The sequence below is a fragment of the Prosthecobacter sp. genome (genome assembly GCF_034366625.1).
Classification (GTDB): Bacteria; Verrucomicrobiota; Verrucomicrobiia; order Verrucomicrobiales; family Verrucomicrobiaceae; genus Prosthecobacter.
This window is the reverse complement of the sequence record NZ_JAXMIH010000015.1, coordinates 100625-113372: the sequence shown is the minus strand read 5'-3', so window position 1 is coordinate 113372 and position 12748 is coordinate 100625. Positions and strand designations below refer to the sequence as shown.

The window sequence follows — 12748 nt, the reverse complement described above, 5'->3', positions numbered from 1 at the left end:
CTCGGCCCGCTGGGAAAACTGCGAGCCTATGAAATGGCTCCTCCGCATTGTTGTCGTTCTCGTTGTTCTCATCGCCGCCTTCCTCTGGCTGGGCTATTCCCAGATCGACAGGCTGATCAAGCTTGGCATCGAAAAAGGCACCCCGCCCGTTGTGCAAACCAGTGTGACGGTCGCCGCCGTGAAACTCTCACCTTTTTCCGGTACGGGCACCATTGAAGGTTTCGAAATCGGCAATCCTAAAGGCTTCACCGGGCCCCGGGCCATGCACATCGGCAAAGCTGAGATGGCCTTGGACACCTCCAGTGTCAGCGGTGACAAAATCGTCATCAAGCACATCCGCATCGCCGCCCCCGAGATCAACCTCGAAGCCGGCCTCGGTGGCACGAACCTCAAGCACATCGCCAAAAATGCGCAGGACTTCGTCTCACAACAAAGCACCGCCGCCGGCAAGGACAGCACAGCCGCGCCAGCCGACGACGGCAAGCCCAAGAAATCCGTCAAACTCCAGGTCGATGAACTGCTCATCACCGGTGCCAAGCTCAGCGCCAGCGCCGCTGGTATCGTGCCCGGAGCCAATGCCAACGTGACCCTGCCGGACATCCGCCTGACCAACCTCGGCTCCGGCGGTGCTGGCATCTCCCCGGCCGAACTGATCGCCCAAGTCCTCAGCCGCATCAGCACGGAAGCCGCCAAGGCCAGCGCCAACGGCTCCCTCAAAAACCTGCTCCAAGGCAGCGGAGTCAAAATCGAAAGCGACGGCCTCAAGGACGGCGTGGATGGCGTCAAAAAGCTGTTCAGGAAATAAACGACCTCACGCATCCACCACACGCAGCACCACCTCAGATGAGGCGTCGTGCATGATCTGACTGGTGAGTCCGGCGATGCTGTGCCGCCCGGCGGGCTTTTCCTGAATCATCTCGTCCCGCGTGACGATGTCCCATTCCAAATGAAGGTATTCGGCGATCACATTGGTAAGGCTGAGCTGGAAAAAATGTCCGACCGCCGCCCACACGATGGCGATGTGTCCATCACACCGCCCCTGCTCCACCGCCTCACGCAAACGGCCCAGCACGGCCTGATAGCGGGCATGGCGCGTTGATTTAAGGAGCACGGCACCCGCGAACACGCTGCGTTTTGCCGCAGCGGCAGGAAGCTGTGCCGACAAGGCCGCATCTGTGGCGATGAGACCTTCCAGATCGCCGGCCTGAGCGGACTGCCAGGCCGACTTGAGCGCCGGGCCGAGCACCTCCCGCAACACCCCTTCCGTGAACTCCTCCCATGCCGCAGGCAAAGGCAGCACGCCGTCGTCCACCAACAACAGCTCCGTCCGCGCACGCACACTGCCGAGCAACCACTTCACCCAGTCCAGACCACGGGACCAGTCCTCGATGATCTGCGCCTCATCCGCTGTGTCATGCGGTGTCGGTAGCAGGGTGATGGATGGCAGCAGATGAAGTTTCATCACGACAACAGCTCGCGCCGCGGCTTGGGGCGGCGATTATCAAACCTTCGTTGCAGGAACCGATTCATCGCGTGAATTATGCGCTCACGCGCTGCATTGCGCGAACAGAATACTTTTCATGAGCGAAGCCTCCCCACTTGACACCACCACGCCCTGGTATGCCTGCCAGCGCTGTGGCAACTGCTGCCGCTGGCCGGGCGACGTGCGTGTCACGGACGAGGAGATCACCCGCATCGCGGCGTTTCTGGACATGCCCCGGATCGAGTTCATCGAGCAATGCACCCGCCTGAATGCCAACCGCACCGGCCTGAGCATCATCGACAAGCCGAACGGCGAGTGTCTGTTCCTCGAAGGCGTGAATGTCTGCCGCATCCAGCCGGTGAAACCGGCACAGTGCGAAGGATTCCCCAATGCGTGGAAATTTCCCGGCTGGCGGGAGAAGTGCGAGGCGGTGGAGATGCCCCGCCCTGCCGCAGTTCAGTCCTGAAGCTTCACAGTGGGCTTCGCGTGCTTGTCGAAGACGACGGTTTTCTTGTACGCGTAAGGTTTGCACAGCACCACCTTGCTTACCTCGGTGCGGATGACGGCGAATTTGTGGTAGTCCTCGGTCTGGCAATATTTGCGGTAGTAGGCCTGCGCTTTGCCCGGCATCTGGTCCCAGTAACGCTTCGCTGCCTCGCCCTCGACGATCCGCGTGAAGCCGGAAAGGTAAACGAGCGTCTCCAACGACGCCGAGGCGAACATCCACTCTGCCTGCGGATTGCGCCGCAACTCGGCCACTTTTTGCGAGGTGGGCGCCGTGATTGAGACGATCTCCTCCAAATCGCCCGTGACCTGCGTGGTCATCCATGTGGCATGTGGATGCCCCTGGTCATCCGCCGTGGCCAGCACGGCATTTTTGCAATTCATCACCAGTTGCTGAGCCTCGCGGGTCACATCATTGTCGATTTTCATGCTTAAACATAGCGCCCGGTCTCCCCGACGACTCCGCCTGCCTTGCCTGACTGTGCACGAATCTTGAAAAGGCACGGTGCTGGACAAACCGCCGATCTCATGACATCTCCACGCGATGAAACCCCAAACCATCGTCACTCTCGACCTCGAAGGCGTCCTCGTGCCCGAAATCTGGATCGCCTTTGCGGAGAAGACCGGCATCCCCGAACTGCGCCGCACCACGCGCGATGAACCGGACTACGATGTCCTGATGAAGGGGCGCCTGAAGATCCTCGATGAGCATGGATTGAAGCTGCCGGACATCCAGCAGGTCATCGGCACGCTGTCGCCCATGGAAGGCGCGAAGGCGTTCCTCGATGAGTTGCGCTCCATCACGCAGGTGATCATCCTGAGCGACACCTTTGGCGAATTCGCCCAGCCTTTGATGCGCCAGCTCGCCTGGCCGACGATCTTCTGCCACCAGCTCGAAGTCGCCGCCGATGGCCGCATCGTGAACTACAAACTGCGCCAGCCAAACCAGAAGCAGAAGTCCGTGGCTGCCTTCAAAGCGCTCAACTACCGCGTCATCGCCGCCGGGGATTCCTTCAATGACACGACAATGCTCGGCGAGGCCGATATGGGCTTCTTCTTCCACGCCCCCGCCAGCATCCAGGCGCAGTTCCCGCAGTTCCAGGCCTTCGAAGCCTATCCCGACCTGCTGAATGCGATTCGCGGTGCGCTTTGAAGCGCCGTTGCCACATGGCGCATTTGCATCCAGAATGCGCGCTCGTTTCCTGCCGCGCATGCCCCAGCTTCATCTTCAGCCCGACTTCGCCACCTTCCAGACTCTCGCGCAGAAGGGTAATCTCGTGCCAGTGATGGCCGAACTCGCCGCCGACTACGAAACGCCGCTCTCGGCCTTCCAAAAGATCCACGATGGCCGCTGCGGTTTCCTTCTCGAGTCCGCCGAACTGACGCAGCACTCGGGACGCTACTCGCTGCTGGGCAGCTCACCGCGCATCATCTTCACCGCACGCGGGCGCGAGATCGAAATCGAGGAGCGCGGCAAGAAGCGCAGTTTCACCACCACGGGCGATCCATTGACGGAGTTGCAGACCTTGATGCAGCCGTTCCGCCCGCTCGAAGCGCAACCGCTGCCCGTTTTCCACGGCGGTGCGGTCGGCTATCTGGCCTATGACATGGTGCGCTTCTTTGAACCGACGCTGCCCGCGCCGAAAAAGGACGAGCTGGGCCTGCCGGACATGGTGTTCATGATCACCGACACCGTGCTGGTGTTCGATCACCGCACGCGCCGCCTGTCCATCGTCGCGAATGTGCATACCGACGAGCATGCGACCTTGGAAGCGTCCTACGAATGGGCGCGTGAGCAGATCTCAGACGTGATTGCGAAACTGGAGAAGCCGCTGGCCGCCAAGCCGCTGCAAACCTTCGCCCCTGCCGGCCATAACCCCCTGCCCGCTCCGGTGAGCAACACCACACGCGAGGAATACGAGTCGATGGTGCTCAAGATGAAGGACTACATCGGAGCCGGGGATATTTTCCAAGGCGTGCCATCCCAGCGTTTCGAGACGGACTATAACGGCAGCACATTGGACCTGTTCCGGGCACTCCGGCATGTGAACCCCAGTCCCTACATGTTCTGCCTCGACTTCCCCCAAGGCTTCGCGCTCGTCGGCAGTTCGCCGGAGGTGCATGTGAAGTGCATGAACGGCCGCATCGACATCCGCCCTATCGCTGGCACACGCTGGAGAGGCAAAACCACCGAGGAGGATGATGCACTGGCCCAGGAACTGCTAAATGATCCCAAAGAACGCGCCGAGCATATCATGCTCGTCGATCTCGCCCGCAACGATGTCGGACGTGTCGCCGATTACGGAACCGTGCGTGTCAGCGACCTGATGATCATCGAGCGCTACTCCCACGTCATGCACATCGTCTCGAATGTGGACGGGCATCTGCGCGCCGATAAAACGGCCTATGACGTGATGCGCGCCACCTTCCCCGCTGGAACGGTCAGCGGATCACCCAAAGTGCGTGCGATGGAAATCATCAACGAATGCGAGAAAAGCAAACGTTGCGCCTATGCCGGTGCGGTGGGCTACTTCGGCTTCGACGGCAACCTCGACTCCTGCATCGCGCTACGCACATGCGTGGTGAAGGATGGCAAAGCCTATGTGCAGGCCGGTGCTGGCATCGTGGCCGATTCGATCCCCGCATCTGAGTACCAAGAGACAGTCAACAAAGCAACCGGCATGCTGCGTGCGATCCAATGGGCACGTCAACTCGGCGCGTCGTGATCATTGCTCGCGGTTGCTCACAAACTAATCACACACTTGCTCACAGTGAGACAGCGCACTGCCCCAGAAACAGAGAACCCTCCGGCATGCGTAGCCGGAGGGTTCCATTGCGATCCAGCAACCAACAACGATGGAGGACCGATTGGCACGAAATGCGGAGCTGAGGAAGCTTGCAAATGTGGCCTGCGAGTTGCCTCACAGACGCGACCATGTTAAAAAGTTTTGCCTGTCCCGTCAACCCACCCACCCTTCTTTTGCAAAAAGAAACCCCTGAGTCGCAACCTTGAGAGCCGAAAACCCTCAATTCTTCTCAAACTTTTAGCAAAACGACCCTTGACACCTCTTCCGGTCCCTGGCCCCACCTGATCGCCCCCTCACTGAGCTTCTGAACACCTCTCCCATGCCCTCCTCTCTCCCCCTTGGCCAGCTCCTTCTCATGGGTGTCCCCGGCCCCGAACTCACCCCGGAAACCGCCTCGCGGCTCAAAAGTCTCCAACCCGGAGGCTTCATTTTGTTTGGTCGCAACATCCAGACCCCTCAGCAAATCCGCAAGCTCATCGATGACCTGCGTGATCTGTCCGATATCGAGCCGTTCATCACCATTGATCAGGAAGGTGGGCGCGTATCGCGACTTCGCCTCATCGGCGAGGAGCCGCCAAATGCCCAGGCGCTGCGCGACAAGGGAGATCCCGCGCTCATCAAACGCCACGGACAGCTCACCGGCCAGATTTTACGGCTGTTCGGTTTCAATCTCGACCTCTGCCCTGTTTTGGACATCTCCTATGATGATGCAGCGGACAATTCTCTCAAAGGCCGCACCTATGGCCGCAATCCGCAGCAGGTGATCGACAACGCCGGCATCTTCAACCGCGCCATGCGTGCGGAGGGCATCCTATCCTGCGGCAAACACTTTCCAGGCTATGGCCCAGCGGAGTGTGATCCGCATGAATTCCTGCCGGTGATCACCAAAAGCCGCGAGGAAATGGAAAAGAGCGAACTGCTCCCCTACTCCGCCCTGCTCCCGGAACTCGACTGCGTGATGACCTGCCACAGCAACTACACCGCCTACGATCCTGATCGAGGCCGCTGGCCCGCCAGCCTGAGCCACAACATCGTGACGAAACTGCTGCGCCATCAATACGCCTTCGACGGCCTTGCAATGACCGACGATCTCGACATGGGGGCCATCTTGAATGAAGTCACCTTTGAGCAGGCCATCCAGGAAGCCGTGCGTGCCGGAAATGATCTCGTGATGATCTGTCACCGCGTTGAAATGGTCGAACTGGCCCGCCAGCATCTCGAAGGCGTCGAAGAACCGGCTCTGCATGATGCCCTCGTGCGGATTGAGAAGACCAAAAAGCGCCTGATGAAACCCGCCAAATTCGATCTCGACCGCTTCGCGGCAATCAATCGTGACATCTGGCAGCTTCGCGTGGATACCCTCGGCGAGGACGGGGCCAAGGTTCTCAGCGTCGAAGACGGCAAACGGTCACCTGTCGAGCTGTATTGATCTTCATCTCTCGAATGGAGCCTGTGTCACAGGCTCTTGTCGATCAGCAAGGATGCAGAACGGCGTGGATTGGGATGATAGCCGTTCATCGCCGCACGAATGCGTTTGGCGCGATCCACACAGGCCTCGGCTTTTTGGAAATCGCCAGCGGCTTTGTACACCGCCCCCAAGTTGATGAAGGTCTGGGACAGATCCGCAGGATCCATCTGGCTTTCGTTGAGGTTTTGCCGAATGGCCAGCGCCCGCTCGTGCATGGCCTGGGCGCGATCCACATCCATGCTGCTGTAGTAGAGAACGCCAAGGTTGTTGTAAACAGAGGCGACACGGGAACTTTGCTCGCCATCAATACGCTGGAAGGTTTCGAGAGCCTCGCAGTAATAGCCCTCCGCCTTTTCGAACTGACGGAGCTGCTTGAAGATCATGGCAAGGTTGTTTTTGATCGTGGCAACCTTGTCGCTGTCGTCCAAGCCGTTATCGACACTGATGGAAAGCGCTTTTTCGTAGAATTCCGCCGCTTTGTCCATGCGTCCCCAGCGATCATACAAATGTGCCAGGAGCGAATAAATGCCGGTGAGCAGGTCGGGATCCTGTCTGCGCAGTTCTTGGGCGCGGAAAAGCGCCTCACGATAGAGGGACTCTGCCTTGCGGAAATCACCCTCCTTCTGCCGCAAATCGGCCAGGACACTGATCTGTTCCACCAGTGCTCCAACCCGGACCGGATCGTGATACGCAAGCCGTCGCGCCTCCTCAACGCTGCGGGAGGCGGAGGCGATTTGACGCTCCAGAGCAGTATCCACAATTGGGGTTAAGGTTGGTGGCGGGCCTGAGCCGTGCAAAAACCGGCTTAGCTGGCGTCGCGATAAGATTGGGCAAGATTGGCGATGGTGTTACGTGCGTGCGCCATCATGTCGCGTGTAACCCCATTGTTCTCATACCAGTGCGTGTAAGCATGGTTGTCGAACATGATGTCGAAGTTGCTGATGAGGCGCTCAAACACAGCGGCAATGCCGGTGTGATTGACGAGAGCGAGGCCGCTGGAGGCGAAACCTTCGGGCGCAGTCTCGGCCACACCGAGCTTGACCCCGGTTGGCACGTAACTGGCAAAATTGAGGCCTTTGCGGATGGCGGCCATGTTTTCCTCCACTTCCTTGGCCTTCACATCGCCACGGAACAGGGCACAGGCGGAAAGATAAACGCCGTTGGTCCAATCAATGGCGGCAGTGAAGTTGTCCTGAGAGAAAGTTTCACGAGCAATATCAGGGAAATTGATGCGCACCTGTCCTTCCTGGCCTGGCCCACGCATGGGTGCGAAGGAGGCAGTGAGGAAATGATTGCCCGGGAACGGCACAAGGTTGGTCACGTATTCACTCAGATCGGTGTTCAACTTGCCAGGGAAACGCAGCGACGCGGTCACCGAACTCATGATGAGAGCGATGATGTGGTTGAGGTCCATGTAGTTCGGGCTGCGGTGCAGCTTGGACTTGGCAATGCGGAAGAGCGCCTCGTTGTCGAGCAGCACGGCGGCGTCGGCATTGTCGAGAATGCGTTGGAGGGTGAGCACCGCATTGTAGGGCTCGACGGCGGAGTCAGAGATGAGAGGCGAAGGAACGACGGAGAAGGTGAAGATACGCTTCTTCGGATAGGCCTGGCGCAGACGCTCCAGAATGAGCGAACCCAAGCCGGAGCCAGAACCGCCCCCGATGGAATGGGTCATGAGGAAGCCCTGCAGAGACTTGGTTTTTTCGACCGCAGCGTCGATCACGTTCATGATCTGGTCGATGATGCGCTCGCCTTCGACATTGTAGCCACGTGCCCAGTTGTTAGCGGCACCGGGTATTTTGCGGATGATGCAGCTTTCATCAAAGAGCTGGGCCATGTCGCCGCCTTCGATACGGGCGATAACACCAGGTTCGAGGTCCACCAAGATGGCACGGGGGATGTACTTCCCGTCACGGACTTTATGGAAGAAGACCTCCAGGTTTGCATTCGCAGCAGTAGCAGAGCCGCCTTCTTTCAGTGTTCCAGCCTCAGTCAGGCCATGCTCACGAAGTACCAGACGCCAGAAGCGGTCGGCAATCTGGTTGCCACATTGTCCGACATGGATGCTCAGAATCTCTCTCACGGGTGTTCCTCCAAACTGTTGTTTCTCTGTTACCTTGAATTGATGTTGTTATGCACGACGACGATCGACGAGATCACGCAGACTCATGCCGCTGCGACTGTCATCCGTGCTGGCGTTTCCGCGCGGAATGTCAGCCGAGCTGTCCTGCACCTTGGCCTTGGCTCCGCTTTCCTCGGCGACTTGATAGCTCTGGATGAGTTCCTGGGCTGAAGCACGAAGTGCATTGATCTGCTCCTCGGACATGCCTTCATTGAGGTACCAGTTGGCGAAGGCCTTGCGTTGCCAGAGCTTGTCGAAATTGTGGCAAATGCGGTCAAGTACACGGGCAATCTCGGTGTTGTTGGCGAGAAGCACCATGCTCTTGCGGTGCGAAATGCCGGGCTGCTCGACGTATCCGATTTTGAAAGCCGTCGGAATCCAGTAGGTGAGAGGAAGTTGCTCACGCATCGCGGCGAGGGCGGCGTCCGCGAGCGGCTTGTCGTCCATGATGCCACGGTAGAGCACTGCAGTGCTAAGGAAGCGCCCCTCCATGGGCGAACAGGCGGCAAAGACGGAACCGTTGTCGAACAAACTGCGAATCATGTCCTCGACACCCATTTCCTCGAACTTGCTACGGTCAGGCGGTGTGAGCGGGGCGAAAGCACACATGAGGAAATGCAGTGAAGGCTGTGGCACAAGGTTGGTGAGCAGTTCACGCAGGCTGATTTCGACGGTGAGGAAACCGCTGAAACGCATGGAGGCGGTCAAACCTGCCAGCGCTTCGGTAATCAGCAGATTCAAGTCATCCACCGTGGGGCTTTCGATGTTCCATTTGCGATGCGCGAGTTCGAACAGCGCCTCGTTGTCAAAGATCAAGCAGGCGTCGGCGGAACGGCGCAACGTGTTGAGTGTGAAGACGGTGTTGTAGGGTTCGGTAACGACCGAGGAAACCTGCGGAGATGGCAGCACGGCGCAGCTCAACACAGGGAACTCAGGATACTTCTCCTTGACGGATTCAATGAGTAGCGCACCAAAACCAGAGCCTGAACCGCCACCCGTGGCATGTAGTACGATGATGCCGCCGACGTTGTCACACTTGTCGATTTCGGAATCGAGCCGTCCCATGACTTCTGGCAGCACTTCGCGACCGGCGCCAAGATAACCAACGGCAAAGTTGCCCCCCGCGCCTTCGGTGCGGCTGATGAGATTTCCCGGATTGAACAAGGAACCCGAGGTTGCCTTCACGTTTTCGATCACGCTGGGCTCAAGATCGACCATGATGGCACGCGGCACATAGCTGCCGGAAGTTGACTCACCCAGCTTGGTGAAGAACGCGCTCCAGTTGCCGCGAGGAGCCTGCCCTTGCGCGGTCTGACCCGTCAGCGGATCAATGCCGTGCTCCTGGCAGATGGTTTTCCAGAAAGACGCGGCAATTTGATTGCCCGCCTGACCGATTGAAATGACGATTGTGTTGTTGACCTTCATCAGCCTCTCCTAGTTTTCGCGGTTTCTAATGTGATGTGTTACTTCCTGCAATGATGTGTAGAAACACGGCCAGCAACGCCAAGCCGCCGATCCTGCATCCGGCATGCCCCGGACTTTGCAATTAATGCGGCGTTGTTTGCGGCACTCATCTCCACACATGTACTTTTACCTGTGAGTGCGCCGGGAGTCCAAGCAAATTCCGTTCTTTCGTGAGGAATCCCACGTTGATCCAAGTGCAATAACGAAGTGCGGGCAACGGCTAAGGTCACGGTTTTTCGTTTCGTTTCGGCGGCAAAGGCGATGCTGTGGACATGGCCGGCAATTGCCCAGTTCTATTTTCGACGTGCCCCTGTTTCATACGGTCAATCTCTTCCTTGGTGGGAACGATGGCACGACGAATGGTGATGGGATCTTTTTCGGGAGGCTTGACGGCAGGCGCAGGTGTTATTGGAGCGGCGGGCTTCTGGCTGACCGCAGCAGGCCCCCCAGTATTGTTTACGGCCACTGTTTCCGCGGGTTTTTCCACAGCATCCTTCGTTATCGGCTTCACCTCAGCCACAGGAGCCGAAAGAGGCTGCCGCCTGTCGGGATTCGGCACCGCCACAGCAACAGCCGCGGACAGCTTGGGGGGAACCACGGCAGAGGATGGCACCTGAGGCTTGATCTCTGCAGATTGATCCGAAATCGGTTTGCTTTGACTGACGGCAATCGTTGGCTGTTTCACAGCAACCGGCTTTTTGTCAGCCTGCTGTGTGCCCTCTTTGGTGTTTGCAGGTCCTTCGGCTTCTGAAGATTGCGCCTCCGCCGCCGGTTTCGCCGGATCATTACCTCCCATAAACATCCAAGCACCGATGCCCAGAATCACCGCCGCAGCAGCAGCCAAAGCCCCCCAGGGCTTTCCACGCTTCTGATCGAGCAACGGGTTGAAATCATGCGTTTTGATACCGCGCTTGATGGGAGACATTCCGACGTCATCAAAATTGCTGGCCTCCGAATTACTTGCGGACCAATCATCCTCATAGTCAGAAACTGAACCCGCGCTTTCCATTTCTTCCTTCGCCACGGCATTACCACGCAGGCGTGTGGCCAGATCAACCGTCGGCGCAGAAAGCAAGCCCTCGAACTTATCGATGAATTCGCCGGGGCTGGGTGTTTTCCCAACGCGACGGGTCAGTTCAATGCACTCACGCACATACGCGGCGGCTGCATCCGGCACAGATTCGGAAAACTGCGGAACACCTCCGCTCTGACGTTCTCCAGTCAGCAAATAGGCTGCAAGCATCACAAAAGAACGATGCCGAAAATCACGATCCTGCAGATGCTCTTCCTGCAACTGCCCCTCTGTGATGTCCATGTCAACGAGGAGCGGCTCGTAAAGACTGCGCATCGTCATATGCGGACGCAGCTTCACCACAAAGGAAGGCCAGGCATCCAGGCGCTTCTGCATCAATCGTTCCAGTTCACGGGCCAGCAACGGCCCGTTTTTCCCCACGCGCAAAAGAATGTTGGAAGGATGCAAATCCACACGCTGCACACCACACTCCACCGCCTGATCCAGACCGGCACGAACCTGGCGCATGAGCACCGTCACCTCGGCAGGATTCAGCGTGATACGCTCTGCCATAAGGCGGCTTAGCGCAAAGCCTGGCTCACGCTCCTCGGTCAGAAACGTCCAGTCAGGACTCTCCCACAAACTCAGGGAACGCAGGATATTGGGGTGCCGTTCAGGATTGAAGCGCCACATCTGCAAAGGAACTGCCTCATAGCGTGATTTCTCCACAATTCGCGACGGAGGCAGCAGATGAACCGTGACGGGCTGCTCCGCTTTCGTGTTGATCGCAGGAATCGAGAAGGGATAACGTCGTGTGTGATCGGCATCCTCAACGCGAAAGCGTGTTCCCAAAATGGTTTCGACCGGCACGTTCTCGAGCAGCAGTTCCTGAAGTTGCGACTGGGGCAGCAGCGAGGCATTCACCACGAGGTGTTTACGAAAATTGCGGGCCTTGATATTGCTCGAAAGAGCACTGAATGCCTCGCGCACGTCATCGCGCAACTTCTCGATGGAAGCCGGAGCATTGGCAGGATCAGCGAGAGCGGTCCTAACCGCAGTGCGCAGGCTCATGGGAAGCTGTGTCAATGCAGGGAAACGATCAGGGTTTTCACCGTAATATGACTGCCCCGTAAGCAGGAGAAAAATCAACCGGCAAGCCTCCACTACAAGTCGCGCACCGCTCTGCTCCTCAGTTCCCGCATCCATCTGCGACAGACCATAATCAAACACACGGAGTTGCAGGAATGTGTCCTCCAGAGTCGTGACTAACACACGATCCAGATGCATGCGTGAGACCAGTCGCTGATACCCCTGCAACTGAAGCAGATCGTCCAATAGCTGGTAAACCATCGCAAGCGCCGTTGCGGGAGCCACCGCCCCACGCCTCTTGGCATAGTCTTCGACAAACTCACCATCATTGAGATTGCTGGTATAATAGACCAATCCCTGGTCCTCACCCACTTCCAAAATACGCATGAATGCATGCCCGCGAATCTCCGAAGCTTGGCGCGCACGGTCAAAAGCCGAACGCTTCATTGCCGCCTCCAAAGTGTTCCCACCCCTTAACACGTGCAGTTCCACCAGACGTCGAATCCTGTTGTCGAAGGCTAAAAAAACCACCTCATCCTTGGAACGCGCCAATTCCACCGGTGCACCACCGGTTCGATGCGCCACTGAGAGGCTGCCGAATTGCTGAAGTTCCTCAATCATAGAGAAATAAATGATCCACACCGTCTGGTCGTATCCGAGCAGAGAATTCGAACTGCGACCTGACGTTCATGTTCTAAATTCTAAGGGGCGTGGCTCAAAAATGCAAAAACATTCTGAAAAATCTAGTAATTTCATGTTTATGAAGGGCTGGGTTTTAGCCTTTAAACCAGTTTTTCTA

11 protein-coding genes are annotated in these 12748 nt (G+C 57.8%); 5 read left to right on the top strand and 6 right to left on the bottom strand.

What is annotated here, in order from left to right; translation table 11 throughout:
* Positions 1-28: 28 nt before the first annotated feature.
* Entirely contained in the window at positions 29-805 is a 777-nt protein-coding gene (locus U1A53_RS17900) for a hypothetical protein (RefSeq protein ID WP_322283081.1), read from the top strand.
* A gap of 6 nt (positions 806-811) precedes the next feature.
* Here the strand turns inward: U1A53_RS17900 and U1A53_RS17895 are convergent, their stop codons facing one another.
* Entirely contained in the window at positions 812-1462 is a 651-nt protein-coding gene (locus U1A53_RS17895) for an urease accessory UreF family protein (RefSeq protein ID WP_322283079.1), read from the bottom strand.
* A gap of 118 nt (positions 1463-1580) precedes the next feature.
* Between U1A53_RS17895 and U1A53_RS17890 the strand changes: the two genes are divergently transcribed.
* Positions 1581-1949 carry a YkgJ family cysteine cluster protein gene (locus tag U1A53_RS17890; protein WP_322283078.1) on the top strand — a complete coding sequence of 123 codons (369 nt, stop codon included), beginning with the start codon at positions 1581-1583 and terminating at the stop codon, positions 1947-1949.
* Here the strand turns inward: U1A53_RS17890 and U1A53_RS17885 are convergent.
* Positions 1940-2416: a pyridoxamine 5'-phosphate oxidase family protein gene (locus U1A53_RS17885; RefSeq protein ID WP_322283076.1), complete on the bottom strand. Its 477-nt coding sequence runs from the start codon at positions 2414-2416 to the stop codon at positions 1940-1942. The genes U1A53_RS17890 and U1A53_RS17885 overlap by 10 nt on opposite strands.
* Before the next feature lie 115 nt (positions 2417-2531).
* Here U1A53_RS17885 and thrH point away from each other — a divergent pair, with 115 nt between their 5' ends.
* The 3 genes from thrH (at position 2532) to U1A53_RS17870 (ending at position 6223) form a co-directional block, all read left to right on the top strand.
* Positions 2532-3140 carry a bifunctional phosphoserine phosphatase/homoserine phosphotransferase ThrH gene (gene thrH / locus U1A53_RS17880; protein ID WP_322283075.1) on the top strand — a complete coding sequence of 203 codons (609 nt, stop codon included), beginning with the start codon at positions 2532-2534 and terminating at the stop codon, positions 3138-3140.
* Between the two features lie 58 nt (positions 3141-3198).
* On the top strand, positions 3199-4713 hold the full coding sequence (trpE, locus tag U1A53_RS17875) for an anthranilate synthase component I (RefSeq protein WP_322283073.1): 1515 nt from the start codon (positions 3199-3201) through the stop codon (positions 4711-4713).
* 400 nt (positions 4714-5113) lie between these two features.
* Positions 5114-6223, top strand: a complete 1110-nt coding sequence (locus tag U1A53_RS17870) for a glycoside hydrolase family 3 N-terminal domain-containing protein (RefSeq protein ID WP_322283072.1) — start codon at positions 5114-5116, stop codon at positions 6221-6223.
* Positions 6224-6249: 26 nt separating this feature from the next.
* On the opposite strand, the gene U1A53_RS17865 is transcribed toward U1A53_RS17870, so the two are convergent.
* From U1A53_RS17865 to U1A53_RS17850, 4 genes are all read right to left on the bottom strand, one after another.
* On the bottom strand, positions 6250-7020 hold the full coding sequence (locus tag U1A53_RS17865) for a tetratricopeptide repeat protein (RefSeq protein ID WP_322283071.1): 771 nt from the start codon (positions 7018-7020) through the stop codon (positions 6250-6252).
* A 47-nt stretch (positions 7021-7067) separates the two neighbouring features.
* A complete protein-coding gene (locus U1A53_RS17860; RefSeq protein ID WP_322283070.1) occupies positions 7068-8345 on the bottom strand; it encodes a tubulin beta chain in 1278 nt (425 codons plus the stop codon).
* Positions 8346-8393: 48 nt separating this feature from the next.
* Positions 8394-9809 carry a tubulin beta chain gene (locus U1A53_RS17855; protein ID WP_322283068.1) on the bottom strand — a complete coding sequence of 472 codons (1416 nt, stop codon included), beginning with the start codon at positions 9807-9809 and terminating at the stop codon, positions 8394-8396.
* 265 nt (positions 9810-10074) lie between these two features.
* Entirely contained in the window at positions 10075-12570 is a 2496-nt protein-coding gene (locus U1A53_RS17850) for a hypothetical protein (RefSeq protein WP_322283067.1), read from the bottom strand.
* Positions 12571-12748: the final 178 nt, after the last annotated feature.

Coding starts and splice junctions, on each gene's coding strand:
- trpE (WP_322283073.1), top strand. CDS start 3,199: ATGCCCCAGCTTCATCTTCAGCCCGACTTCGCCACCTTCCAGACTCTC.
- U1A53_RS17885 (WP_322283076.1), bottom strand. CDS start 2,416: ATGAAAATCGACAATGATGTGACCCGCGAGGCTCAGCAACTGGTGATG.
- U1A53_RS17900 (WP_322283081.1), top strand. CDS start 29: ATGAAATGGCTCCTCCGCATTGTTGTCGTTCTCGTTGTTCTCATCGCC.
- U1A53_RS17855 (WP_322283068.1), bottom strand. CDS start 9,809: ATGAAGGTCAACAACACAATCGTCATTTCAATCGGTCAGGCGGGCAAT.
- U1A53_RS17890 (WP_322283078.1), top strand. CDS start 1,581: ATGAGCGAAGCCTCCCCACTTGACACCACCACGCCCTGGTATGCCTGC.
- thrH (WP_322283075.1), top strand. CDS start 2,532: ATGAAACCCCAAACCATCGTCACTCTCGACCTCGAAGGCGTCCTCGTG.
- U1A53_RS17850 (WP_322283067.1), bottom strand. CDS start 12,570: ATGATTGAGGAACTTCAGCAATTCGGCAGCCTCTCAGTGGCGCATCGA.
- U1A53_RS17895 (WP_322283079.1), bottom strand. CDS start 1,462: ATGAAACTTCATCTGCTGCCATCCATCACCCTGCTACCGACACCGCAT.
- U1A53_RS17870 (WP_322283072.1), top strand. CDS start 5,114: ATGCCCTCCTCTCTCCCCCTTGGCCAGCTCCTTCTCATGGGTGTCCCC.